Source organism: Cupriavidus sp. UME77, from assembly GCF_014170355.1.
GTDB lineage: Bacteria > Pseudomonadota > Gammaproteobacteria > Burkholderiales > Burkholderiaceae > Cupriavidus > Cupriavidus basilensis.
In genome coordinates, this window is sequence record NZ_LZZU01000087.1 from 1 (window position 1) to 24217 (window position 24217).

The following is a 24217-nucleotide window of genomic DNA, read 5'->3' on the forward strand; positions in this document are numbered from 1 at the left end:
ATTGAACAGCTGGCGCGGACGGCCGATCTTGTATTCCGGATCGGTGATCATTTCTTCCCACTGCGAGATCCAGCCCGGAGTGCGTGCCAGGGCGAAGATGCAGGTGAACAGCGACGTCGGGATGCCGAGCGCGCGTTGCACGATGCCCGAGTAGAAGTCGACGTTCGGGTACAGCTTGCGGCTGACGAAGTACTCGTCTTCCAGCGCGATCTTTTCCAGTTCCATGGCGAGCTTGAACAGCGGGTCGTTGTGCAGGCCCAGTTCGTTCAGCACTTCATAGCAGGTTTCGCGCATCAGCTTGGCACGCGGATCGTAGTTCTTGTACACGCGGTGGCCAAAGCCCATCAGGCGCACGCCCGAGTTCTTGTCCTTGACCTGCTTGATGAACTCGGTGATGTTGTCGACGCTGCCGATTTCCTCAAGCATCTTGAGGGCGGCTTCGTTGGCGCCACCGTGGGCCGGGCCCCACAGGCAAGCCACGCCGGCGGCGATGGCGGCGAACGGGTTGGTACCCGAGGAACCAGCCAGGCGCACCGTGGAGGTGGAGGCGTTCTGCTCGTGGTCTGCGTGCAGGATGAAGATGCGGTCGAGCGCGCGCTCGAGCACCGGGTTCACCTTGTACGGGGCGCACGGCGTGGAGAACATCATCTGCATGAAGTTGCCCGAGTAGGACAGATCGTTCTGCGGATAGATGTACGGCTGGCCGATGTTGTACTTGTAGGCCATGGCGACCAGGGTCGGCATCTTGGCGATCAGGCGGATCGCGGAGATTTCGCGCTGATGCGGGTCATCGATGTCCATGGCGTCGTGGTAGAACGCGCTCATGGCGCCCACCAGGCCCGTCAGGACGGCCATCGGGTGGGCATCGCGGCGGAAGCCGCGCAGGAAGAACTGCATCTGCTCGTGAACCATGGTGTGGTTCATCACGGCGCCGACGAATTCTTCCTTCTGCTTGGCATTGGGCAGTTCGCCCTTGAGCAGCAGGTAACAGGTTTCCAGGTGGTCGCACTTGGTGGCCAGCTGCTCGATCGGGTAGCCGCGGTACAGCAGCTCACCCTTGTCCCCGTCGATGTAGGTGATCTTCGAATTGCACGAAGCCGTCGACATGAAACCGGGGTCATAGGTGAACTTGCCGGTTTGTCCGTACAGCTTGCGAATATCGATTACGTCGGGGCCAACGGTACCCGTATAAATCGGCAGCTCAACGCTGGGGGAACCATCGGAAAACGATAGCGTGGCTTTCACATCGGTGGGCGTCATTTCTATTCCATAAATGCTGTGAACAACAGCGCTGCTCAATTTCCGGCCCGGTACGGGGAGCTGTTGAGAGAAAAATCAATGTCCTGAGAGCGGCTTGGCTACGAAGTGTACCTATGCATAGAACATTTCAATCATGATTTAATACTGCCAATGCCATTCAATTTATTCATGGTGACATCATGCTCTGCGTCATGGTGGCGTCAGCTTGATCCGCCTCCCTGCGCACTATGCCTGCCGCGCATAGCTGATCGAGCAGCCTCACCAGTGACGCCCCCTGTATCCCAGCGTACTCCGCCAGAGTGATCTGCCGCACTCCGCCACCCAGCCTTGCAATGGACAATAGCGGCCTGGCACATGCCGCGGAAATGCCGTATGCGGCTACTACTGCGTGGGAGATCCGCCGCCATTGCCGACCTGCGTGCATCAGTCGGCTGGCGAAGGTGAAATGCAAGGCGTCAATGGTCGTCATCACCAATGCGTCATTGAGTGCTCTGCCCGGACGTGTATCCGCCTCCAAGTGCCCTGGTCAGCGCAATATCCGACTGGATCTGCTTGCTGCGAATTTCCACCGCCTGACTCTGTTCCATGAGCAGGGGCAATCTTGCTTCAAGGGCCGACGGCTTGTCGAGGAGTCCTTGCCGGTAATGCGCCTCGGCGCTGTTGGACGCGAAGCTGACCGACTTAAGCTTGCCTTCCTGCATCGCTGCTTGCCGGTTCAGGCCGTCTAGTTCGATACCCGCCTGCGCCACCTCACGCACGGCGTTGAGCACCGACTCGTTGTACTGCGCGATCAGGGCATTGCTCTGCGAGCGCGTCGCGGCGAGGTTCGCGTTGAGCCGTCCACTGTCGAAAATTGGCAGGCTCAGGCCGGGGATCACGTTGATCTGGCGGCTCGACCTGCGCAACAGATCGGCAAGGTGCAGCGAATCGAGGCCGAGGAAGGCGCGGATGTCGAAGCTTGGATAGAACGCCGCCTTGGCTGCGTCGATCTGGTCCATCGACGCCTGCCCGTACCACCGCATCGCTTGCAGGTCGGGTCGGCGCGCGAGCAATTCATAACCGAGCGACGATGGCACGCCGCCGGCGCTGTCCGGCAGCGGCCGCGGCGCGATGGCGGGCAGGTCGTCAGGACCGGCACCGGTCAGCGCGCGCAGCCCCTCGCGCAGCGAACGCACGCGCGTCTGGGCCACGGTGATCTGCTGATCCAGTTGCAGCAGTTGTGCCTGCGCGGTCTCGGCATGCGTGCGAGGCTCGAGGCCACGTGCGGTGCGCGCCTGGCTGGCGGCGACGAGGTTGCGGCGCACGTCGCGCGCCTGTTCCAGCAGCGCTTCGAGCGCGTAGGTGCCGAGCTTGCCGCCGCCCGCGCGGGCGAGGCCAGCCACGCTGCGCAACAGGCGCGCCAGCATCTGCTTCAGGGCATCGCTTTCCCGCTCGGGCCAGATCCATGTGGAGACGGCAATCGACACCACGGCACCAACCAGGATGCCGATCATGCGGTCGCGAATCTCGGTCAGGTCGGTCGTCGGCGCGAAATGGCCGAGTTGGGACAGCGCATAGGCGAACACGAATTGCACGCCGATGTAGTTCGTGCGCGGCGAACCGGCGGCGATCCACGCGCCGACGGCGACGATAGGCAGCGTGAGCACCAGCAGGCCGGCGATGGAGTCGAGATGCGGGATGATGAAGATCGCTGCCACGAGCGCGACGACGCTGCCAAGCGCACAACCGATGGCCAGGATACGCAGCATCGGATAGTTGATCGTGAACTTGACCAGCAACAGGCCGATCACAACCGCGATAGTCGCGCCGATCATGAGCACGATGCCAGACAGCCGGGTCAGCACGGTATTCTCCTGTGCGGTGAAGAACACCATGATCAGTGACAGCGGCAGGGACGGCACCTCGAGCGCCATCGAGATGACAATGACCAGCGCCGTGGCCACGACAAACCGCAATACTGCTTCCTCGCGCCCCGGGAACGGCGCGAGTTCGGTGCGAATCAGACCCATGGTGGCTGCCCTCAGTGCGACGACGAAGCGGTGCCGGACGTCACGATTGCCACCGCCGACGCGCCGATCCGAAACACGGTGGGGTCCGGTGCATTGACTAGGATACGGACCGGGAAGCGCTGAGCCACCGGCACGATGGGCTTCAAGTTTCGCCCGCTCGATCTCGAAACGGAACGGCGAAATCTCGCCGACACGCCGAACTACCTGCTGAAGGTCCTGCCGCACGTCGACGGCTCGGCGCGGGTCTGCGAACTGGTCCGCTTCCACCTGCGCGATGTCACGGTGCTGGGCGCCTGGGCGGGCCCGGGCGCCCTGGAACTCCACGCGCATGCGCTGGCACCGGTAGCCGACCTGCCGGTCCGCCGCGTCGTCGGAGCCAAGCATCTGATCGCCAACCTCACCCTCGACATCGGCGAGGTCGCTTGCGACTACCTCGCGCCGGCACAGGCGCCGAAGCTGGTCGTCAATCAATAACCCCCGCAAGGAGCAACCATGTCATTGCAAGGAAAAGTCGCACTCGTTACCGGCGCCGCCAGTGGTATTGGCGAACAGTGCGCGCGCCGGCTGGCAAAGGACGGCGCGGCCGTCGTCATTGCCGACCTGAATTTGCAGAATGCGCGCCAGGTCGCCGAGTCGATCGTCGCCGAAGGCGGCAAGGCGATCGCCGTGGCGATGGACGTCACGAACGAGGAAGCGGTCAACGCCGGCATCGAAGAAACGGTGGCCAAGCTCGGCGGCGGCGCACTCGGCTCCTATCAGGCGGGCGTCTATGAAGGCATGGCCGGAGCGGGCATTCACCCGACATGGGTATCGGGCATTTCGATCGGCGCTCTGAACACTGCGATCATCGCCGGCAATGCCCCCGAGGGCCGCGTAGAGGCGCTGCGTGGATTCTGGCAGGCCATCAGTCTGCCGCCGGACATGATCGGCCACGTCGGTGCCTGGGTGCCGGCGGCATTCGGCTTCCGGGACATCGCGCGCAAGTGGTCGAGCATGTGGGCCGCAGGCCGCGCGCTGGTGGAAGGCCAGCAGGGTTTCTTCCTGCCTCGCGCGCCGCTGCACAGTTTTGGCAGCCAAGGCAGTGCGCCAAGCGAGGTGAGCTTCTACGATACGAGCGCGCTGCGTGCGACGCTGCTCAAATACGCCGATTTCGATCGCATCAACGATGGCGACATGCGTGTTTCCGCTGGCGCGGTCAACGTCCGCACCCGCAATCTTGTGTACTTCGACAACACGAAGATGCGCCTTGCGCCGGAGCATTTCATGGCGTCCGGCGCACTCCCGCCTGGCTTTCCGGCCGTAGAGATCGACGGCGAGTTCTACTGGGATGGCGGTCTCGTTTCCAACACGCCGCTGACCGAGATCCTGCGGGAATCGCAGCACAAGGACACGCTGATCTTCCAGGTGGACCTGTGGAGCGCGAGCGGGGCATTGCCCGGAAACTTCCTTGACGTGTCCGAGCGGACCAAGGACATTCAGTACTCGAGCCGGACCCGTTCCGTCACCGCGTTCATGGAAGGCCGCCAGAAGCATGCGCGGCTGATCAAGGAACTGCTGGAACACGTGCCGCAGTCTGTCCGCGAGACTCATCCTCTGATGCGCGAGGCGCAGCGGATTGCCGATGGCAGCGCCATTAACGTCGTGCACCTGATCTACCGCAACAAGTTCTTCGAAGGGCATTACAAGGACTTCGAGTTCAGCGTCGACACCATGGCCGAGCACTGGACCAGCGGGCTGGACGACATCCGGGACTCGCTTGCCCGCCCCGAGTGCCTGACGATTCCGAGCCATGACATTGGCTTCGTGACCCACGATGTGCATCGCCGCGATGCGCCGGCGTTGACAGGATCCAGTCCGCTCAATATGGCTCTGGATACGTCGAAGCTGAACACCATCGACAGCTTCCCTGCCGAGGCCGACGACCGGCTCGCATGGAATACGAAGTCAGCGTCTCCGGCCCGGCTGGCGATCGACTTACCGCAACGCGCGGCGCACGAAATATATGCTTCATGCGACACAAAAATGTGGCGCCGTGCAACGGGAGCCCCCCGCGGTTGCAGTGCAGGTAAAGGTGCCAAAACGTGTCCGGGGCAGCACGAATCGGCCCACGTCCTTTCGCGAAACGGCGCAGGCTTGCTCCCCTTGAAATTTGGGTGGCCAATTACTATTTTTGCTCAGGCAGTCGCGACCATTGCGCGCTGCGTGTTTCTGTTTGTTTGCCAGCGGCTTGGCAGGTGGATGGGAGCGCGTTGCCCCTTCGCCTCCTTGCTGCGTCGAAGGAGGATACGACCATGAGCGATCTTTTCTTTGGAACTGACCCCTTCAGCGAACTCGACCGCATGCAAAGGCAGATGGCGAGTTTGTTCGGCGGTTTCCCATCCAGCATCCCGGGGCATTCCCCCCCGTCAATATCGGCGCCACGGACGATTCCATCGAGATCGTCGCGTTCGCGCCGGGGCTCAAGCCAGACAAGTTCGAGGTGTCGATCGACAAGGGCTTGCTGACCATCAGCGGCGAGCGCGAAACGGCGCAAGCGGAGGATGATCCGGAGGTCCGGCTGTACGCGCAAGAGCGATTCACAGGCACGTTCCGGCGTGTGGTCGAATTGCCGCAGAGCGCCGACCCGGACAATGTTCAGGCGCGCTATGCCAACGGCTGCCTGTCTATCAGTGTCGGTAAGCGCGAAGCCTCGAAGCCCCGGGCGATCAGGGTCCAATAACGCGAGGAGAATGCCATGAACGAGACAACCCAAGTGGCTGAACGCGACCAGAGCGCGGTGACAAAAGGTCACGAGGACAGGTCGACGCCGACGATCACGCTGCTTCCCGCAGTCGACATCGTCGAGGACAGCAACGGCGTCACCCTCTGGGCCGACCTTCCGGGTGTGACCAGGGACAAGCTCGAGGTGAATGTTCACGACGGCAACCTCCATATCGAGGCGGAAGCGGTCGTGCCCACCCCCCAAGGACTGCGGGTGCAACACGCGGAAATTCGCCAGCCGCACTTCGCACGCTCTTTCACGTTGAGTGCGGACCTTGACGCGTCAAAGATCGAGGCGAACCTGCAGGACGGCGTGCTCAAGCTGACGATCCCGCGTCGCGACGAAGCGCGTCCACGCCGCATTGCAGTCAACGTGGCGTGAGTTGCCGTCGCCCGCCGGCACCGCGGTGGCATCCGCAAGGGCGCCACCGCAGTGCCCGCGGAAATTGGCCGGACATTCGGTGAGGGCAACGTTTCGCGGCTGTTTTCAAGCGATCCATGGCGTGCGATGGGCGAGTTTCTGCATGAACCCTTCGCGGCCTTCGGCGGACTGGATCGATGGTTCGGCGACTTCAGTTCGTCGCGCTTCCAGCCTCGGATCGATGTGGTCGATGATGGCACGGCGCTGAGAAATACGGCGGAGCTGCCCGGCATGGAGCCAGATGGCGAGCTGCCTCAAGGGCACAGACTCGCGTGAGCCTGCCGCGCTCCGCCGGGATGTTCCTGCTGGCCATGCAAGGTAGCGCCTTCGCGGCTCCTTTCTGGCATACGCGGCGCTCGGATCGTGCGGTGCTGGCTTGCAACCCTGCAGCGAATCCACGTGCGACGCTGAGGTCTTGAAATCGCCGGACTGGCCCCTATTTTCGCGGCAAACACTTCCCGAGAAGGAGACTTCGATGGAATTCGATTCTGAGTGGGTGACGCTAGGCAGGCATCGGGTGCGGCTCAAGTGCACGCGCGGCTTTCCTACCGAGCGGACGCGGCGCGTGGCGGAGTTGGTCACAATCGCGATCGATAACAACCTCAGCGCGCGGGCCCGGTTGGTGGACGTCACGGCGCAAGGCGATGCTTACGTGATCAGCATCGGCACGACGTTCGAAAAGGACAGAGAGGCGGCCCCCCACCTGGAAGTGGCCCTTGCCACGATGTTCGGCTTGGCGTTCGAGCAGATCACGATTGACGTTGTCGTCGTCAGTCAAACAGAGGTGGATACGCATTTTGGCGTGTATGAGCGGATGCTGGCAGAGAAGCTCGGTGCAGTGCCGCCCATTCAGTGAAGCGCTGGAATCGGGCTTCTTGGCCAGTGATGCTTGTGGCGCGAATCCAGGCATCGGTGTTAAGGCTCTCAAATCACGAACAGTGTCAGGACTGGTCGGCCCGTCAAGCTCAACACTGGCGTAGCCCGCAGGCTTACCGGGGGCCGATGTTAGGGAAACAGACCCTGATGTTCGCCAGCAAAACTGGCTCCCGATAAAGTGGTCAGGACGCATACTGCAATGACACTCCCCTTCGAGTATCGGAATCCAACGCTCGAGTTCGAGCGCTTGATGGTCGATGCACGCGATTACGCGGCCCCTAGGAAGAGCGGAACGGTGTCCAATCGCGCGGGTGCTGATGTTGCGATCGGCGATCCACAATTCGGCCGGCTGGGCCATGCGGCACAGCGGTCAAGAGACGTTTGCGACGGATTCCAGCCATGGTGTGAATTCTTGCCTACACTGCAAACGGCGGCAGCCGGACAATCCGGGTGGCGCCGCCATCGCCGTCCGGTCGCGCCCAGGCGTCTGCCCGCCTGAGATCCGCGGTATCGATGCCATCAAGCCAGTCATGGCATCGACAAAGACCTCAGCGGGGGCAGACATGTCGAGGTGCGCGCCAGTGTTGACTACTTCAATCGATACGCATGCCGCCGAAGCCCGGCCCCGCCTGCTCGACACTGTCGACCGGGTTTCCGAGATGTGCTTCGGCCTGTTCATGGCGCTGACCTTCGTGGGGGCGGTATCGGCAGTGGCAGCCCCGGCGGATGCTGCCCGCACCATGTTCATTACCGCCCTTGGCTGCAACCTGGCCTGGGGGCTTGTCGATGCCGTGATGTACCTGGTCCGCACCCTGACCGAACGGGGGCGCAGACTGTCGCTAATCAAGGCGGTGCGAAGCGCGAACGACCCGTCTGACGCCATCGCGTGCCTGCGCAATGCGCTTTCACCAGCCTTGCGGCCACTGGTGGAGGACGCGGAACTGGAGGCGATACGCAGCTGTATCGCCAGGACATCCGACTGGCCCGTGACGCCCACTCTGGGCGCCCAGGACCTTCTCGCGGCAGCGGCGATCTTCCTGATTGTCGTACTCGCGACTTTCCCGGTTGCGCTTCCCTTCCTTGTCGTCCCCAAGGTCTCGACTGCGCTCCTGGTATCGCGGGTCCTGACCCTCCTAATGCTGTTCGGCGCCGGCCTCGCCCTCGGGCGCCATGCCGGCTTCGGCGGCTGGATGGCGGGCCTGGCCATGACGGTGCTGGGCGTCGTGCTGACCGCGGCCATCATCCTGCTGGGAGGCTGAGCATGTGGGCCGCCCGGCTTGCCGCGCACTGCCTCCTGCTCGCCGCGGCAACCACGCCCCTGCATGCGCGCGCAGCCGAGGAAAGCGAAAGCCAGCCACCCGCGGCGCAAGCGCCGACGTGGAGCGGTGCGGTTTCGGCTTACCTCAACCTGCCGCGCAGCAGCGATGCCTACGTCACCGGTATCGCGATCGCCAATCGCGGCGCCTTGCACCTGGAAGCACGGAGCAACTATGAAGGCAAGGACGCGTACTCATTCTTCGCCGGGTACAACCTTTCCGCCGGCGAAGCCGTGCGCCTCGATGTCACGCCGATCCTAGGGGCGGTCACGGGCAGCACGAACAGCGTGGTGCCCGGATTCGAGGCCGCGGTAACCGGGCGGTATGCGGATGCCTATGTCGAGTTCGAATACGTGCCGAACGCCAAGCCGTCCAGCTACACCTATGCCTGGACCGAGCTAGCGTTCCGTCCCGTGGACTGGTTCCGCATCGGCTTTGCCGGACAGCGCACCCGTGTGTATGAAAACGGCCGCGACCTGCAACGCGGCGTCTTCGCGCAAGTGAAGGGCAAGCGCATCTCCGCCGCGGTTTACTGTTTTAACCCGGCGTCGCATGAACAGGTCATCGTGATCTCATCGGCATTCAGCTTCTGACGGGTTACGTGGCTAAGCGCATCCACTATCGGCAACTCGGTCCCACGGCAGGAGGACGTCAGAGTCCGGCCACCTACAGACAAGTGGCCCACGGCTCAACGCGGACATTCGAACAGCGGTTTCGTCCAGGTAACGGCCTTTCCCCAGGTTGACGCCCACACCCTTGCCCGCGTCCCGGCGCAGTTTCCGCCGGAGGTGGGCCGCTTTTGGCAGCCAAAGACCATCTAGGCACCAGCCGCCATTACGGCCGTCTAAGAAGCGCCAAGGAGTCTCAGGCCTCAGCACGCTGACCAGGCGATCCTGCTCCCCGGTCATGTCGCAGACGCTAAAGTCGGCGGCGATGAACCCGTGCCGACGACAGGCGTTGGTAAAGGCTTCGCGCTCCGCGGCAGGAAACGCCTCCAGGGTTGCCATGTCATCCTCCAATTGACCGGCCAGCCAGCTTGCGGATGGCAGCGCCAATTTGTTGCACCTTTCTGGTATCGGCGTACTCCGCCCAAGGATCGACGTAGCCGGCGGCTTCCACGCGCTGCAGGGCGGTCTGGATCGTCCAGTGATCGCCCGCTGTCAGTTCTTCCAGTTCCTGCCAGGATACCGGCACCGAGACCCCGAGACCCGGCCGCGCGCGCGCAGAGAATGCGGACACCGTCGTCGCACCTTGGCCGTTGCGCAGGTAGTCGATGTAGATCTTACCCACGCGATTGCGCGACCCGCTCTTGGAAACGAAGCGCTGCGGAATGGTCTGGGCGATATGAAGAACGACATCTTGTGAGAACGTCTTCACCGTGGGCCACGGCAGTTTGGGCGCAATGGGCACAACGACATGCAGGCCTTTGCCGCCGCTGGTCTTGAGAAAGCTCACCAGGCCAAGCTCATCCAGCAACGTCTTCGTGAGCATGGCGGCGTCAAGCACGTGCCGCCATGGCACCCCATCGCCAGGGTCCAGATCGAAAATGACGCGATCGGGCTTGTCGATGGCACGCTTGGTCGCATTCCACGTATGGAACTCGATCACGTTCAGTTGCGCTGCGGCGACAATGGCTGTCTGGCTGGCGATCTCCAGGAGCGACGGGTGCCCTGCCCATAGGCTGGCATCGAGGACGTTGATCCCCGGAATCTTGATAGTCTCGGCGTGCTTCTGAAAGAACAGTTCGCCGTCGATGCCCGTTGGCCCGCGTACCAAGGACACGGGGCGCCCGCGCAGATGAGGCAGCAGGTGTGGCGCGATGGCTTCGTAGAAGCCGGCCAGGTCGCCTTTCGTCAGCCCGGTCGTTGGATCAATCACGCGCTCCGCGTTGGATACCTTGACCGAGCACGCTGGCCGAGGCCGGGGCTGTTCCACATCGACCGGCCGCTCCCTTGTCACGCTCCCCGCTGCCTTGTCAGCGCGCAGGGCATGGAAGACGGCATGCCGGATTCGGCCTTCTTTGGTCCAATCGGCGAACGAAACCTCGGCCACCAGCTTCGGCTTGACCCATCTGGCGGCTAAGCGCGGTGGTGGCTTCCCCAACGGGCAGACCGGCACTTCCAGTTCAGTCAGCATGGCGAGCAACTTGGTCAGCATGCGCGAATCCAGACCGCTGCCGACGCTGCCTGCGTAGTGAAGTCTCCCGGTTTCATCGTGCACGCCAAGCAGTAGCGCGCCGAGGCCTTGTCGGCTACCCTTCGGGGCCGTGAATCCGCAGATGACGAATTCTTGCCGCTGTTTGCATTTGAGCTTGATCCAGCTGGGCGCCCGGGCGCAGACATAGGGCGCGTCGACGCGCTTGCCAATCAGACCTTCCAGGCCCATCTGGCACGCTGCGGCAAGAAGGTCGTCAGGCGTGCCCTCAAAGGCCTCGCTGTACCTGACTCGTGTCGCGGCTGGCACGGCTATCACCGCCTTGAGCAGCGCCCTGCGCTCGGCCAACGGAACCTGTCGTAGGTCGCGGCCTTGGAAGAAGGGGAGGTCAAAGACGAAGTACTGGATGTCCTCCACCTTCGATCTATCAAAGGCGTTCTGCAGCGCCTGGAAGTCCGTGGTGCCCTTGTCGCTGAGTATCACGATTTCCCCATCCAGCCAGGCGGAGCCGAGGCCAAGAGCGCGTATCTCCGCCGCAAGCGATTTGAGGCGGGATGTCCAGTCATGGCCATTGCTTGTGAAGAGACGGATGTCGTCGCCGTCGACCCGTGCCAACAACCGATAGCCGTCGAACTTGATCTCATAGGCCCATTGCCTGGCGTTGCGCGGCACAGCTGAAGCGAGCGTTGCCAGTTGTGGGGCCAACGCAAGCGCAAGGGCGGCGGGGCGTGCCGCGGCGGGTAGTACCTGTCGGCCCGGGCCCGGGCGATGCTGCTTTGGCACCGCAATCTTCGTGTTACCGCCGGCAGCCGATTTGCTGTTGCCCTGGGCAAGTACGCTGTCCGGCAGGGCTTCGGTGATGTCGTACTCTGCGGCAGAGCGCGCAAACGCGTCCCGCTCCTTGATCAAGAGCCACGGATCCTGACGCTCGTCGCCGCGGCCGTGCATCCTGACCAAGGTCCAATGGCCATGTAGCTTCTCACCTTGTAGCTCGAACTTCAGCTTGCCGCTGTGGTAGCCGGCCACCGGATCGCCGACCGGTATCCACGTCCCTCGATCCCAAACGATGACCGTGCCGGCCCCGTATGCCTTGGGCGGGATCACGCCTTCGAAGCTCGCATAATCCAGCGGGTGATCCTCGACATGCACGGCCATCCGCTTCTCCGTGGGATCCAGGCTGGGTCCCTTGGGGACCGCCCAACTCTTGAGGGTACCCTCCAGCTCGAGACGAAAGTCGTAGTGGAGCCGGCGAGCCGCATGCTTCTGCACGACAAAGCTCAGTGCGCCGCTGGCGGCGCCCGCGGCGGACACTTGGCCGCTCGGCTCCGTCGTCGCGGCGAAGTCACGCTTCTGGCGGTACCGCTCCAGGCTGAGCGCGTTGGTAGAGGCCGACTTAGCCATGGACTGGGTTCACAGACCGGGCGGCGCGGGCTTTACGCTTTCGTGTGGAACGACGTGCACATTCTTGTTCGCCATGACCGTCTCGGTTTCCTCGTCTTCTGTAATCGCAGTATTTCCCCGTCCCATGGAAGCGGCAATAGGCGGCTGTCCGACACGACGTGGTATGGCACTGGTCGCCATGCAGGTCCGACAGAAATTACATGCACATGTTTTACCAGGAAGTGCTCGCCTGTCCGCAAAGTGACAGTGGAACGCCGCCGATTCGGCGGGCACGATCTAAGCTAGATCGATGTACTCCCGACCTGCACGGAGATCGCCATGGCTGCCCGTTCCATTGCTTCCCTCTCTCTCAGCTTCGGCCTCGTGTCGATCCCCGTGAAGATCTTCAGTGCCACGGAGAGCAACTCGGGGGTCGGCTTCAATCTGCTGCACAAAGGCTGCGGTTCCCGGCTCAAGCAGCAGTATGTGTGCATCCGAGAGGATGTGGTGGTCGAGCGCTCCGAGATGGTCAAGGGCTACGAGTTCGAGCCGGATCACTATGCTGTGTTTGAGCCGGACGAACTGAAGGCGTTGGAAGACGAGGCGAAGCACACGATCGATATCGTCTCGTTCATGCCGGCCGGAGCCGTCGACCCCATCTATTTCGACAAGGCCTACTACCTGGGCCCGGACAAGCGCGGTGGTAAGCCATACAACTTGTTGGCCGAAGCCATGCGAAAGACGGGGACCTGTGCCCTCGCGCAGTGGGTCTGGAAAGGCAAGCAGTACATGGTGCAGGTGCGGGCTAACGACGAGGGCTTGGTGCTCCAGCAACTGCTCTATGCTGACGAGGTCCGATCGATGCTGGATCTGCACGTGGAGAAAGCCGAGATCCAGCCAGCCGAGTTGGCTTTGGCTAAACAGCTGATCGAACAGAACTCGGTGGATGGGTACGACCCCACGGCCTACAAGGATGAGGAGAAAGACCGCATCCTGGCGGCGATCGACAAGAAGATCGCAGGCAAAAGGATCACCGTGAGCGAAGAGCGGCGGGAACCACGCGAGGGCGCCGAAGTGATCGACCTGATGGAGGCCCTGCGCGCAAGCATGGCCCGGGGCAAACAGGGCGGAACGAAGGCCGCGACCACAGCGGCTGCGGCGCAGGGCAAGAGCAAAAAGACTGGGAAGCGTGCCACTGCGGCACCGGCGCCAACTCCGGCCAAGCGAGCCTCATCGGCGAAAAAGTGACAGGCCGATGCCGACGTACACCCTGAAGGACGCCGAAACGATGCTGGGCATCCCGCGCTCGGTGGCCACCAGGTTGGTCACCGAGGGAATCATCACGCCCACACGCGGGCCGCGCCGCCAACTCCTGTTCACGTTTCAGGACATGGTGCTGCTCAGGACCGCGAATTCGCTGCATGACGCGAGGATACCAACGAGATTGATCGTCCGTGCCCTTGCGCGGGTGAAGGCCTCTCGTGGCACTGGCCAGCCGCTGACCGGTGTGCGGATTCGTGCGATGGGCAACGAGGTGGCGACAAAGGACGAGGGTAGAGGATGGCAGGCCGTGTCGGGCCAGATGCTGATGGACTTTGAGCCTGGAGAGCCGGGCGCGGCAGTCGTGGAGTCTCTGCACGATGCGCGGGCGCCAGCGGCCGAGGCACAAGATTGGTTTCTCGTCGGCGCCGAACTGGAAACGGAGAAGCCGATCGAAGCCGAGGCAGCATACCGTCGCGCACTGGAGGCCGAACCCACATTTCTTGATCCCTACCTCAACCTGGGCTGCATGCTGTGCGACACCGGCCGGTTTGGCGACGCAGTGGAACTGTATCGTTTCGGAATCTCACATCTGCCGGACGAACCGCTGCTCCACTTCAATCTTGGTGTCGCCCTGGAGGACATGAGCCGAACAGGGGAGGCGCTCTCAAGTTACGAGCGATGCATCACGCTTGCACCGGACTTCGCTGATGCTCACTTCAACGCAGCCAGGATTCACGAAACGCTAGGCAACGGGATGCAGGCAATCCGGCATTTCAACACCTATCGCAGGCTACGACGGTAGCTGATATTTGGATTGGATCAGGAAGTCCTTGCTGACTCGACCGCTCGATTCACTTCAGTCTTGTTGTCAAGTCGGTCCGAGGCAGAGCAGTTCACTTACCCGCGGCGGCCCCCCGGGTGGGGGTTACCGGTGGATCCGAGTATGCATAAATGCCCTATCCCGTCAGGGCCTAATGCTACTTGTCGTTCCCGTCAAACTTCCTACAATGATTTCGCGCAGAAATCGCGTGGCACCCGCCCGTTTGATGGGAGGGTAATCGCCAGAATCGATAGTTATGTTTGGGGCACATGACAAGATCTGGAGGCAATTATGTACCGGCATGAGCGAGCCTTGGTGGTGTTCTATCCACTAGACACTGGTAAGTGGGTGTTCGCAGAAGTGATCGGGCCAAGCGTCATTCACTTTGGGCCTTTTGAGTCGAAAAAGGTCGTTCAAGAGCTTCTTTCAGACATGTACCCGGAAACGCCGTCGGTGGAGTTGTCGACGCAGCGCGCAATGCTGGACGATGACGCAGTATCAATCCTGGGGTACGCTGCCGCACGGCGAGCAGTAGTTAAAGAGGAAACCGGCGAATAGCCGAGCGCTGTCCTCTCTGCGCCACCATCGCGCGGCTGGTCAGTACATCCACCCAACGGCCGTCCTCCCCATGCCCGGCCTGCAGCGTGGTGTCGCGCCATTGCGCGCGTCCCAGTATGGGCTGGTCGAGCGCGGCCAATTTCGCGGAAAACCGCGTACCGACTACCAGTGCCTGCACCTGACCATGGCGGCGCCCGAATGCGAGCGCGTGTGCCGCCAGCGGCCCTGCCATTGCGACCGCCCGATAGTCGCCACACGCAAACAAAGCGGCGTGGGCGCGCCGCGCGGCCAGTATGCTGCGGATCAGTTGCAGCTTGAGGCGATCGTCCTGCCAGTTGGCAAGCCATTCGGGCCACCCAGACGCGTCAGCCAGCCGGGGCGATTGCAAGGAAGGTAAAGGCCGCGCGGCGAAAGCCCGGCGGGAGCGTGGTGCGTGGATGACTGCGCCAAACGGTATGCCGTGTAAAAACTATGGTCCGCCGGTGGCAGAGCTGGCAGAAATGCGCATCGCCGACGGTGGCACTTGGGGCCCGCGAGTTTCCGGCGCCGGCATGGCGGGCCCATTCGCAAGGGAAATGCGGCGGCCTGAGACTGATGCCCGGCACCGTGCGGCCCTACCGTGCGCCTTCGTCCGCGGTGAGCAAAGCCACCATCTCCCGGTTGAAGGCCGGAATGTCGTCCGGCTTGCGGCTGCTGACCCAGTTGCCGTCCCGGGCCACCTCGCGGTCCACCCATTCACCGCCGGCATTGCGGATATCGTCGGCCAACGAAGGCCAGCTGGTCAGCGTGCGGCCCTTGACTAGGCCAGCGGACACCAAGAGCCACGCGCCGTGGCAGATCACCGCGATCGGCTTGCCGTCATCCTGCATTTTCTTCACGAAGCGCTGCGCATCCGGCCTGATACGCAAGGTATCGGCATTCATGACACCGCCTGGCAGCACAACGGCATCGAAGTCGTCGGGATGCGCTTCGGCGAGCACGGCCTGCACGCTGAAACGGTCGGCCTTGGTCTCGTGATGCGCGCCCTGAACTTCGCCACCTTGCGGCGCCACGATCACGGTAGTGGCGCCGGCCTGCTGCAAGGCCTGGCGCGGTCCGATGAGTTCGACCTGTTCGAACATGTCGGTGACCAGCAGCGCAACGCGCTTGCCGGCGAGCGCGGTGGAAGACTGATCCGCATGTGGGGTCGGGTAGCGTTTCTGGTTCTTCTGCATATCTGGCTCCTTATTTTAAATTGGAAGGCCTCGATGTCGAGGGAGGGCCGGCAACGGCCCGGGCACAGTGTAGGTTTGGCGCCCGCGAAGACCTGCAGGGGCAAGCAAGGCAATTGCCGCTTATTTCCGCGCCGCTTCGCCACTGTGGGCCTCAGCGCTTGGCGATGCTGTTATCCGCGAGCGTCGTCGCGCGTGCTCCGTCGCCAAATCTGATCAGCCTGCATAGCTGGCGCAATGCGATGCGACTGACGCAGTCTCGCAGCGCGGGCGGTATGTTCAGTGTAGAAACATGATGTGCAATCGGGCATCCGATGTATTCCTACAACGAAAGCGAATTTGCTGCGATATACGTAAGGTGGGCGCGCGGCGCCTCGCGACGACGCAAACAGAAGCGATAGTTGACGAGACCATGCATTGTGGAGCGCAGCGCCCATGGCAAAGATCTCGCAAACGCCAATGCCTCGGCAACGACTCAGGCGTCGTCGCGTCGGGTCCTTCATCTCTTTGAACGGTTCGCCGGACTCGCAACCCAGTGGGGCGTCAGTTCTTGACGGCCAGGCGCACCGACTTGTCGTCGGCACGAGTACCCGGGGTTGTGGGGCGCACGTGGGTGCCGGTCACGAAGTAGGTGTGCAGGTCGTACGCAAAGCGGTTGAGCTTGCTGATGACGCCCTTGTTGCCGCGGCTCAGCGCGTTGTAGCCAAGCACGGCCGGGATGGCAACTGCCAGACCGAAGGCGGTCATGATCAACGCTTCGCCCACGGGGCCGGCCACCTTGTCGATGGTCGGTATGCCCGAGGCGCCGATGCTGATCAGAGCGTGATAAATGCCCCACACGGTGCCGAACAGGCCGACAAACGGAGCCGTCGAACCCACCGAAGCCAGCACCGCCAGGCCCGACTGCATGCGTGCCACGGCCTCGTCAATTGCGCTCTTGAGCGAGCGGGTCAGCCAGTCGGAGATGTCGAGGGCATCGCGCAGTTGCGTCTGGCTGGCGCGATGGTGCTGCGCGGCTTCGCGGCCGGTGATGGCCAGCATGCGAAACGGATTGCCATCGTTGGCGCCAAGCGTGTCGAGTGCGTGATCGAAATCCTCTGAGTGCCAGAAGCGTTTCTCCGCACCATTTGCCATCTTCCGCAAACGAAACAGATCCCAAGCTTTGGAGATAATCACGATCCATGACAGCACCGACATGATCAGTAGAATGATGGCGGTCGCGCGAATGACGAAATCGCCGTGCGCCCAGAGGTGGGGTAGTCCGAGGTCCTGCATGGCAGCTCCTGGAGAATTTCAGTGTTCGGAAGTTACAGAAGGAATCCGGCAATCAGTTCAGCTCGAAGCTGATCGGCTGCTGTGTGGTTCTCCCACGGCGCGGCCGTTCTCCCTATAGGGCTTGCAGCGCATGGCCTGGGCGGCATTGGTCGCTCGCGTATCCGGGCGCGCCGACGCAGCGCCGGCCGTGAAGGCTCGAAGCGGGAAATGGGGCATTGCAATACCTCTGATGGCGTGGATGTGTCGCGGGGACTCTGTGCCCGCACCAATGCACTACGCGAACGATCCGCCAGACAGAGGGGGGCCACGGCTACGGGGCCGTAGTGAAATTAAGCGAGCTATGTACCGCGCGGCGAGCCGTGGGTAGTGCCAGCGTCTCGCGCAGGCAATCAGCAGCCAGAAGCCCAGCGAAGGCATGGCCACCGTGGCTGCGGCAAAAGCCAGGCATTGCAGGCAGACAGGATCGCCCGGCCCGCACTGATCGGTGTTGGCGGGCGCGGCACACGGATTGCCCTGCAGATGCACATGAATATGCGACAACGCGTGAACAGCGCCACAGGCCTGCCCGAGGAGCAGGAAGAGGCTGAGTAGGAGGGCAAGCGAGCGTCGCGGCATCGAGGGCTGCAGAAATGGCGGTAGACGCTCAAGAGGCGTCAAAGCGCTTTTTGCAACGGTGTTGCGAGTTTGCCACCTAACAACGCCCTTCGCAAGATCCAGTACCGCGCTAGCTTTTCTGTATGCACCTGGCGATACTCGCTGGCGTCCAAGATGGCACCGACGAGCCACATGCATCATAGATGCAGGATTCCAGGCCATCCGCGAACACCAAATAGGACAGGGAGTAGCCTACACGGCACTCTCGCCCGCTTGCACGCGGTGATACTAAGTTCTACGCTTCACTAAGCGGGTTGCCGACCGACAAGCTTTCCTTTCCGTCCACCGGGCAACCGCCTCCCCCGGGTCCGGACCCGGGAAGCCATCAAGGAGTTAGCGCCATGGTCGACTGCTCTCTGCAACACCCCACCAATCATCCTCACCAGCACGGGCCGCAATGCGGACACGTCGCCGTGCGCCATGAGGGACATGTTGACTATCTGCATGACGGGCACCTGCACAATATGCACGGCGATCACATCGATGAGCATGTGCTGGCCATCAGCGACACCAACCCTGATCGGTGCACCCCTGACCATCATTGCGGTGCCCATGACCCGAACCACAGGCACGGCCCTGGCTGTGGCCACGAGGCCGTGCCGCACGGCGACCATGTCGACTATCTGGTTGGCGACCACCTGCATCACCCCCACGGGGATCACTGTGATGACCACGGTCCATTGACGCTCGCCTGACATCACAGCACGAAAGGGATTTTCGGTCGGCAACCAGCCTATTGAATCCTGGAAGCTGGCATTACCGTATGCGAGTAGGGAACCGCCCAGTGTGGTCCGCTCTCGCCCTGCATTGCATTGCCGCAAAGACCCCAGAAAAAGCCGGTCCCAGGACCGGCCTCTCGCCAGGAATGTAGCCTCCTACTGGGTCACCAACTCAAGCCCAGCTTGTGACTCGTCATCGCCTCGGGCGACCAGTACCTTGATCTTGTTCGGTACCGTTGCACCGATACCGTCGACCGGGATTGTGGTGATCAGCCAGTCTGCGTTGTTAGCCAGCGTCAGCGCTCCCGAGTCAAAGATCACGGTCTTGGTGCCAGCCGTGGTGATTCGTAGGCGATAGGTCCCGCCATTCAGGTCAATCGAATCGCTGCCCGATGCAGGTACCGCCGCCTTGTAGCCGACTGCTGCAAAGGTAGGCGTCGCCGCTGCCAGGTCAGCCGCCGGGACGGTCAGGTAGATATCGACATTCTGTGCATTGAACGATGCGTTCAAGCTGCGAACGCGAGCCTTGTCAGAGAACAGCCCCTTCTCAAACGGGTCGTCGATCTGCAGTATGTCGGCCGCGGTTGCACCGGGCAGGGCCACCACCGTGTATTTGTGGCCGGTGTGGGTGTTCACCGTGGTTCTCCCGAGTTCAGTTGCTGTGTTGGCAACATTGAACGAGAACGTCTGGTTGCCCTCGTCCACATTGAAATACTTCGAAACAAACTTGTAGGGCTCATTGAGCAGGTTGGTCTTGGTGCCGTTCTGCAGCACGTCCAGGTTAGGGCCGCCGGTAATGGCATGGATCACGCGCACGGTCGGCTCGCTGACGCCGATGCGAGCACCGATGCTGTCGTCCCCGCCTCCGCATGCCGAGAGAATTGCCGTTGCGGCTAGGGCTAGGCCAAGGATAAGACTGGTCTTAGATCGAAACATGTGTCACCTCTATTCGTTTGAGCTTGGGCGCGCTGCTGCGCACGGCGCCTGCATGCTGCGAGTGAAAATGTGGCGGTGCATGCTTGCAAGTGCTGTAATTGCGTGTCGCCGTGAAGCTACGATAGGTAGCAACTTCGAGCGCAGGCAGGCGCCCGGCTCCGAATTCAATGTCGGATGATTCCGACAGAGGCCGCGAGCGAGAAGCTAGTGCGGGCCTTGCGCCTCACCGCATATTGCCCGCGCGCGGCGAATGACAGTCAAGGCCTCTGCGCTTTGAAAAAGCCGCAAGGATTTTGTAGTCTTAATGCAAAGTGAGCGTGACATCCCAAAGCAGGATGACATACCTGAGTGCCATTTTCTCCGGGCGCCGACTCTCGAAGGAGCCGGTCGGCAGCAGGCCCGGCTTTGTGCGGCCAATCCGCCCGGTGACGGAGGACGAATGGCGGACTACAGCAATCCATCGCCAACAGCAGCAACAGCAGCGCCGATGGGAAACGCGGCCCGGTGGCCGGCTGCCCTGGCGGTCGTTGCCGCTTTCAGCGCTCACGCGCAGACACCGTCGCCTCTGGCCGAGTGGCAGTACTCAGCCGGTGTCCCGTTGATGAAACTCTATGGGGCCAAGGTGCCCGAATGGCAGGTCGAGGTCGGGGCCGCCGCCAGCCTGCGACCGGTATACGAAGGTACCCAGCGCTATCACGTGCTCGCGGGCCCCAGCTTCGATATCCGCTATCGCGACCTGTTATTTTTTTCAACGGGTGAGGGCGTCGGCGTGAATCTGCTGCGGGCGGATCACTGGCGCGCGGGAGTGGCCATAGGCTACAACCTGGGCCGCCGCATGGCCGACGATCCCGGCCGACTCAATGGACTAGGCAACATCAATTTCGCGGTTGAGACCAAGCTATTTGGCGAATATGTGGTGTCGGCAGCATTCCCTTTGGTGGTGCGCATCGATGTACGGCGCAGTCTGGGCGGCACCGACGGCTGGATCGGCGATATCGGTGCCTACCTGCCGCTGCCCGGCAGCTCGGAGCGCTTTTTCTGGTTCGCCGGCCCTACCGTCACCTTCGGTGATGCACGCTATATGAGCCGGTGGTTCGGCGTCACCTCGGCTCAGGCGACGCGCTCGGGCTATCCGCAATACAAGGCCGATGCGGGCCTCAAATCATACGGCGCGGGTATCTCTGCGATCTGGTTCTTTCGGGAGCATTGGTTTGTCACTGGCGACATTGCGGTCGGCCAACTCACAGGTTCGGCAGCGCACAGTCCGATCACGCAGAAGGCAACCAATACTGTCGTCGACCTTTCGCTGCACTACCAGTATTGATGCTCATTCGCCCTCCTTCGCTGCACCGCTACCCTCAGCGGGAGACAGCCGCCATACGGACATATTGATGCCGCCCAGCAGGCGCGGGCAGGTCGCTGTCGCACAGGAGTGGGCCAGTGGTACCGAACGCCGCGCGCAATCGGCCTGAAGTTGCCGCCGGCCACCGGCGCGGAGCGCCGTGGCGAACAAGGCTAGGACGGCAGCGCGTGCGCACATGGGTTTCCGCTTTCGAGAAGGCCATGAGTCGCTCAGGCATTCGCATCCTCATCGTCGCCGTCACGTTCCATGCCTCGTTGATGCGCCGCCTTCATGGGCGCAGGCTTTCCTTGCTCAGCCATCGCGGCATCAACCGGGTCGTCGCGCTGCCGCATCAACCAGTAAACGATGCCAAGCGCAACCAATGCAGCCGCAAGAGCAGCGATATGCGCGGGCGGCGTGGCTGGGTCGAGAATGATGAATTTGCGCGCTATCGCCAACAGGGCAATGAGGATGACGGTCTTGACTTGGACAATGTGGTCGCGCCGCACCATAACCCTGGTGATTGAATGCTTGAACTCCATTGCGATCAGCAGTGTCATGACCATGCCGAACACCGATTGAAACGTCCCATGATCCAGCGGGTTCAGTGCACCCGACATAAGCAACATGGCGACTGCGCGTATCAGTTGCCAGAGCGATACGACGATGATCACTGAAACCACTGCGCTCAGGATGTGGGCAATGATCTGCTCGAAGCGCTCATAGAAGCTCAGAACGCGCCACTGCAGCCGATATGCATCGAGATCCTTGCGCAAGCCGCCTCTTTCATTCCTCATGGTTCACCCTTCCAGATAGTTGGACATCGCCGCAGCGGATTGAGCGGGAAGCCGGGGACACGAGCCTCTCCGGGCTGGGCTTGAGGCTTTCCTTACCATATTAGGGGTGCGGGCGTATCCCTGTGCTGTGGGCCTGTGCAGTTCTTGCTTTAATTTCCGAATTCAGAAGCGCTCCCTAATGCTCCAGCCCACCCTTGCGCTTCCAGGCCGCCATGGCTTTCCCGGACAGTGTTCTGATCAAAGCCGGCACCCGGCTGTGGGCCGACGAAGGAATCAGTCCGTATTTGCGCAGCAGGTCTTCTTTGCTCAAGTGGTCGTCAGGCGTGCCCTCAAAGGCCTCGCTGTACCTGACTCGTGTCGCGGCTGGTATTGGTTTTCTGGGAGGGAAACCATCGGCCCAGGTGCCTGACAGTCCGTTGGGCGGGACCTGCCGGATGCGCTGGAAGAGACCGTCCTTCGGAAGATCTGCTTTGCGATATTTTGTTAGATTTACCATTATTGATAAATATATGCGCGGAGTTGGGTAGATTGCTGAATGTCGGTCGATGAGCAAGTCACCGACGACAGGCTCAACAGGAACCAGGAGGACAATATGGATCGTGGAATCAAGGACGAAGCTTTCGTCCGGCGCGCGCTGGAGTTGGCAGATTTCGATTGCGGTCGCTGGATCGCAAATCAGGCAGGCTTCAACCAACAGGCTTCGACGCCGCTAGCGCCGTTGGCTAAAGCGGCAATCGTCACGTCGACGGCAATCTATGCACAGAAAGCCGGATTCGATGACGCAGAGGTCAAAGCAGCGCTCGCGCTAGTGACGGTAGGGGAGGCGCGCGCCTTCATTGATCGGCTGTCGCCCAAAGTACCGCGGCGCGAATAGGTCGGCCAAAGCCGCCCCCCCGGGCGGCTTTTTTCGATCGTCTTCTTCTCGATAGCTGGCGCAATCGGACAAGTCCCATTTTGTGTGATTGACGCCATCCAGAGGTGCCTGACATCTCTCTAATCTTCGCGTTGATTAGAACCCGTTTTAGCTGGCCTCGGCCCGGTCTGGTCTCGGCTATCGAATCAATCCCTGTCAGTTCACCTGACGCCCTTGAACGTTCGAACCCCCTGATGGAGGATGGAGGAGATTTTGATTCCCTTGTCCGTCGGCGCGAAGATGCGGCGCTATCTCTCCTTGCTGCTGAGGTCGTACGCCTGCCTAGCCTGTTCAATGGCTGCGAGATGCGTGATGGCTCATAGCTCCTTCGTTGGCGTGTCCCAGCTCGAAGTGATCGCCGCCGAGGGTCAGAATAGCTTGATCAAACGGATCTGGGTCATGCTCCCGACCTTTGCATTGCGCGAACTGGTTGTCGCCATGTACTGCAACGTCAGCGCCGCGTCAATGCCAGGCACCATTGCGGTATAGAACGCACCGGCATTGAGCGATCGGTATCGGCTCGGGCCCCAGGGGTTGTTCGAGTCGTCCTGGTACTGTTGAACGAAGACGGTGTGCAATCCGAACACGCCGATCCGGGTTTTGTATGCCGCCGCGCCTTCCAGTCCGATCCAGTTTCCGCTGCGGAGGTCATTGTCCCGATTCTTCGTATTCAGGCCCAGGGTTGCCTTTGCCGCGAAGGCGATGTCCGGCGTTGGCAGATAGGCCACTTGCACCGACGGCCGCAGCGTATAGAAATTACCAGTGCCTATGTCGGGTGCAGGCGATGCGTTGTAGCGTCCTGTCGGAATGACGAGGGACGCGCCCAGCAATACGCGCAGTTGCTCAGTCGTATAGAGCCAGCCGCCTTGCAACTCCAGGTCTCCGATGCCCGATACGTCGCCACTGGAACTGGCTGCTTCGCCGGCAAGGCTTGACTGATATGCCGCGCCGAACTGGCTTGCGATGGCCTGCTGTGCAGCCGCGGGGACTGCGGGGTTCGCCTGCACGGCTGGCGTTGCGGCAGTAGCCCTGACCGATTGGGATTTGACGCCGTACGGCAGAACGCCGCCGAACGCGAAGCGACCGCCGCCATAGTCCGCGTTGGTGATGTAGCCAACGCCGAGGTTGAACAGCTTGAAAGTGCCCGAGGCAGGGATCTGGGCGGTATTGGCGCCATACGTGGGATACGCCGTCACGGGGGTGGGGGACGGAAGTGGAATGGCGCCACCGGGGATCGGTTTCGTCAGTGTGTTGCCATCGTTGCCGGTCACTTTCCTGATGTCGATATAAGTTGCTGCAACGCCAACTGCAAGCCCGGCGGCATCCGGGGGGGTGAACATTTCGCCTCCGATGCTGCCTGCGACGTTGTACCGCACCTGAAAATCTTCTCCGGCATATGCGGTCATGCTTGCAAGGCAAGTGATTGCCGCGATGGAAAGGCAATAAGCAGAAGTCTGCAGCACAAGGGTCTCCTCCTTGTTATTGAAGCGGCGTAAAAGAAGCCCCGCCCGCAGGCGCCATGAACTGGTGCCAGAAGGTTTGTCGTTTGTTAT

20 protein-coding genes and 5 pseudogenes are annotated in these 24217 nt (G+C 61.9%); 14 read left to right on the forward strand and 11 right to left on the reverse strand.

Going from position 1 to position 24217, the window contains the following annotated elements:
- The 3 genes and pseudogenes from gltA to A9975_RS33415 form a co-directional block, all read right to left on the reverse strand.
- On the reverse strand, positions 1-1260 hold a 1260-nt coding region (gene gltA / locus A9975_RS33405), incomplete at its 3' end, for a citrate synthase (RefSeq protein WP_183036476.1).
- Positions 1261-1459: 199 nt separating this feature from the next.
- Positions 1460-1729: pseudogene (locus A9975_RS33410) on the reverse strand (MarR family winged helix-turn-helix transcriptional regulator); the annotation flags it as partial.
- A 10-nt stretch (positions 1730-1739) separates the two neighbouring features.
- Positions 1740-3269, reverse strand: coding sequence for an FUSC family protein (locus tag A9975_RS33415; protein WP_183036478.1), 1530 nt, complete (start codon positions 3267-3269; stop codon positions 1740-1742).
- A 123-nt stretch (positions 3270-3392) separates the two neighbouring features.
- Between A9975_RS33415 and A9975_RS33425 the strand changes: the two are divergent.
- The 8 genes and pseudogenes from A9975_RS33425 to A9975_RS33460 form a co-directional block, all read left to right on the forward strand.
- Positions 3393-3743 (forward strand): annotated as a pseudogene (locus A9975_RS33425) (acetoacetate decarboxylase family protein); the annotation flags it as partial.
- Between the two features lie 18 nt (positions 3744-3761).
- Positions 3762-5093: pseudogene (locus A9975_RS38380) on the forward strand (SDR family NAD(P)-dependent oxidoreductase); the annotation flags it as partial.
- Between the two features lie 467 nt (positions 5094-5560).
- Positions 5561-5988, forward strand: a pseudogene (locus A9975_RS33435) (Hsp20/alpha crystallin family protein).
- 15 nt (positions 5989-6003) lie between these two features.
- Positions 6004-6411 carry an Hsp20/alpha crystallin family protein gene (locus A9975_RS33440; RefSeq protein WP_183036481.1) on the forward strand — a complete coding sequence of 136 codons (408 nt, stop codon included), beginning with the start codon at positions 6004-6006 and terminating at the stop codon, positions 6409-6411.
- A 30-nt stretch (positions 6412-6441) separates the two neighbouring features.
- A pseudogene (locus tag A9975_RS33445) lies at positions 6442-6687 on the forward strand (Hsp20/alpha crystallin family protein); the annotation flags it as partial.
- 238 nt (positions 6688-6925) lie between these two features.
- A complete protein-coding gene (locus A9975_RS33450; protein WP_183036482.1) occupies positions 6926-7306 on the forward strand; it encodes a hypothetical protein in 381 nt (126 codons plus the stop codon).
- Between the two features lie 601 nt (positions 7307-7907).
- Positions 7908-8585, forward strand: coding sequence for a hypothetical protein (locus tag A9975_RS33455; protein ID WP_183036483.1), 678 nt, complete (start codon positions 7908-7910; stop codon positions 8583-8585).
- A 2-nt stretch (positions 8586-8587) separates the two neighbouring features.
- Positions 8588-9235 (forward strand): hypothetical protein, encoded by a 648-nt coding sequence (locus A9975_RS33460; RefSeq protein WP_255504181.1) that lies wholly within the window; start codon positions 8588-8590, stop codon positions 9233-9235.
- 415 nt (positions 9236-9650) lie between these two features.
- On the opposite strand, the gene ligD is transcribed toward A9975_RS33460, so the two are convergent.
- Positions 9651-12197, reverse strand: coding sequence for a DNA ligase D (gene ligD, locus A9975_RS33465; RefSeq protein WP_183036484.1), 2547 nt, complete (start codon positions 12195-12197; stop codon positions 9651-9653).
- A gap of 318 nt (positions 12198-12515) precedes the next feature.
- On the opposite strand from ligD, the gene A9975_RS33470 reads away from it, so the two are divergent.
- The 3 genes from A9975_RS33470 to A9975_RS33480 all read left to right on the forward strand — a co-directional run bounded on the left by A9975_RS33470 (position 12516) and on the right by A9975_RS33480 (position 14817).
- Positions 12516-13424, forward strand: a complete 909-nt coding sequence (locus A9975_RS33470; RefSeq protein ID WP_183036485.1) for a Ku protein — start codon at positions 12516-12518, stop codon at positions 13422-13424.
- Between the two features lie 7 nt (positions 13425-13431).
- Positions 13432-14241 (forward strand): tetratricopeptide repeat protein, encoded by an 810-nt coding sequence (locus A9975_RS33475; protein ID WP_183036486.1) that lies wholly within the window; start codon positions 13432-13434, stop codon positions 14239-14241.
- Between the two features lie 330 nt (positions 14242-14571).
- Positions 14572-14817, forward strand: a complete 246-nt coding sequence (locus A9975_RS33480) for a hypothetical protein (protein WP_183036487.1) — start codon at positions 14572-14574, stop codon at positions 14815-14817.
- Here A9975_RS33480 and A9975_RS33485 read toward each other — a convergent pair.
- From A9975_RS33485 to A9975_RS33495, 3 genes are all read right to left on the reverse strand, one after another.
- Positions 14795-15205 carry a hypothetical protein gene (locus tag A9975_RS33485; RefSeq protein ID WP_183036488.1) on the reverse strand — a complete coding sequence of 137 codons (411 nt, stop codon included), beginning with the start codon at positions 15203-15205 and terminating at the stop codon, positions 14795-14797. The two genes, A9975_RS33480 and A9975_RS33485, sit on opposite strands and share 23 nt — an antisense overlap.
- Positions 15206-15431: 226 nt before the next feature.
- Entirely contained in the window at positions 15432-16031 is a 600-nt protein-coding gene (locus A9975_RS33490) for a type 1 glutamine amidotransferase domain-containing protein (protein ID WP_183036489.1), read from the reverse strand.
- Between the two features lie 540 nt (positions 16032-16571).
- Entirely contained in the window at positions 16572-17303 is a 732-nt protein-coding gene (locus tag A9975_RS33495; RefSeq protein ID WP_183036490.1) for a MotA/TolQ/ExbB proton channel family protein, read from the reverse strand.
- Positions 17304-18298: 995 nt separating this feature from the next.
- Between A9975_RS33495 and A9975_RS33500 the strand changes: the two genes are divergently transcribed.
- On the forward strand, positions 18299-18652 hold the full coding sequence (locus A9975_RS33500; RefSeq protein WP_183036491.1) for a hypothetical protein: 354 nt from the start codon (positions 18299-18301) through the stop codon (positions 18650-18652).
- Positions 18653-18832: 180 nt separating this feature from the next.
- On the opposite strand, the gene A9975_RS33505 is transcribed toward A9975_RS33500, so the two are convergent.
- Positions 18833-19612 carry a DUF4397 domain-containing protein gene (locus tag A9975_RS33505; protein WP_183036492.1) on the reverse strand — a complete coding sequence of 260 codons (780 nt, stop codon included), beginning with the start codon at positions 19610-19612 and terminating at the stop codon, positions 18833-18835.
- Between the two features lie 439 nt (positions 19613-20051).
- Here A9975_RS33505 and A9975_RS33510 point away from each other — a divergent pair, with 439 nt between their 5' ends.
- Entirely contained in the window at positions 20052-20936 is an 885-nt protein-coding gene (locus A9975_RS33510; RefSeq protein WP_370565961.1) for a MipA/OmpV family protein, read from the forward strand.
- 248 nt (positions 20937-21184) lie between these two features.
- Here A9975_RS33510 and A9975_RS33515 read toward each other — a convergent pair whose 3' ends face one another.
- Together A9975_RS33515 and A9975_RS38385 are read right to left on the reverse strand one after the other, a co-directional pair.
- A complete protein-coding gene (locus A9975_RS33515) occupies positions 21185-21751 on the reverse strand; it encodes a phosphate-starvation-inducible PsiE family protein (RefSeq protein WP_183036493.1) in 567 nt (188 codons plus the stop codon).
- A 175-nt stretch (positions 21752-21926) separates the two neighbouring features.
- Positions 21927-22061, reverse strand: a complete 135-nt coding sequence (locus A9975_RS38385; protein ID WP_255504182.1) for a hypothetical protein — start codon at positions 22059-22061, stop codon at positions 21927-21929.
- 225 nt (positions 22062-22286) lie between these two features.
- Here A9975_RS38385 and A9975_RS33520 point away from each other — a divergent pair, with 225 nt between their 5' ends.
- Positions 22287-22625, forward strand: coding sequence for a hypothetical protein (locus A9975_RS33520; RefSeq protein ID WP_183036494.1), 339 nt, complete (start codon positions 22287-22289; stop codon positions 22623-22625).
- A 407-nt stretch (positions 22626-23032) separates the two neighbouring features.
- On the opposite strand, the gene A9975_RS33525 is transcribed toward A9975_RS33520, so the two are convergent.
- Positions 23033-24127, reverse strand: a complete 1095-nt coding sequence (locus A9975_RS33525; RefSeq protein ID WP_183036495.1) for a transporter — start codon at positions 24125-24127, stop codon at positions 23033-23035.
- Positions 24128-24217: the final 90 nt, after the last annotated feature.

Excerpts from the sequence above, each read along its gene's own strand:
- A9975_RS33450 (WP_183036482.1), top strand. The coding sequence starts at position 6,926 with ATGGAATTCGATTCTGAGTGGGTGACGCTAGGCAGGCATCGGGTGCGG.
- A9975_RS33515 (WP_183036493.1), bottom strand. The coding sequence starts at position 21,751 with ATGAGGAATGAAAGAGGCGGCTTGCGCAAGGATCTCGATGCATATCGG.
- ligD (WP_183036484.1), bottom strand. The coding sequence starts at position 12,197 with ATGGCTAAGTCGGCCTCTACCAACGCGCTCAGCCTGGAGCGGTACCGC.
- A9975_RS33510 (WP_370565961.1), top strand. The coding sequence starts at position 20,052 with ATGGCGGACTACAGCAATCCATCGCCAACAGCAGCAACAGCAGCGCCG.
- A9975_RS33460 (WP_255504181.1), top strand. The coding sequence starts at position 8,588 with ATGTGGGCCGCCCGGCTTGCCGCGCACTGCCTCCTGCTCGCCGCGGCA.
- A9975_RS33415 (WP_183036478.1), bottom strand. The coding sequence starts at position 3,269 with ATGGGTCTGATTCGCACCGAACTCGCGCCGTTCCCGGGGCGCGAGGAA.
- A9975_RS33490 (WP_183036489.1), bottom strand. The coding sequence starts at position 16,031 with ATGCAGAAGAACCAGAAACGCTACCCGACCCCACATGCGGATCAGTCT.
- A9975_RS33495 (WP_183036490.1), bottom strand. The coding sequence starts at position 17,303 with ATGCAGGACCTCGGACTACCCCACCTCTGGGCGCACGGCGATTTCGTC.
- A9975_RS33505 (WP_183036492.1), bottom strand. The coding sequence starts at position 19,612 with ATGTTTCGATCTAAGACCAGTCTTATCCTTGGCCTAGCCCTAGCCGCA.
- A9975_RS33475 (WP_183036486.1), top strand. The coding sequence starts at position 13,432 with ATGCCGACGTACACCCTGAAGGACGCCGAAACGATGCTGGGCATCCCG.
- A9975_RS33440 (WP_183036481.1), top strand. The coding sequence starts at position 6,004 with ATGAACGAGACAACCCAAGTGGCTGAACGCGACCAGAGCGCGGTGACA.
- A9975_RS33520 (WP_183036494.1), top strand. The coding sequence starts at position 22,287 with ATGTCGGTCGATGAGCAAGTCACCGACGACAGGCTCAACAGGAACCAG.
- A9975_RS33470 (WP_183036485.1), top strand. The coding sequence starts at position 12,516 with ATGGCTGCCCGTTCCATTGCTTCCCTCTCTCTCAGCTTCGGCCTCGTG.
- A9975_RS33500 (WP_183036491.1), top strand. The coding sequence starts at position 18,299 with ATGGTCGACTGCTCTCTGCAACACCCCACCAATCATCCTCACCAGCAC.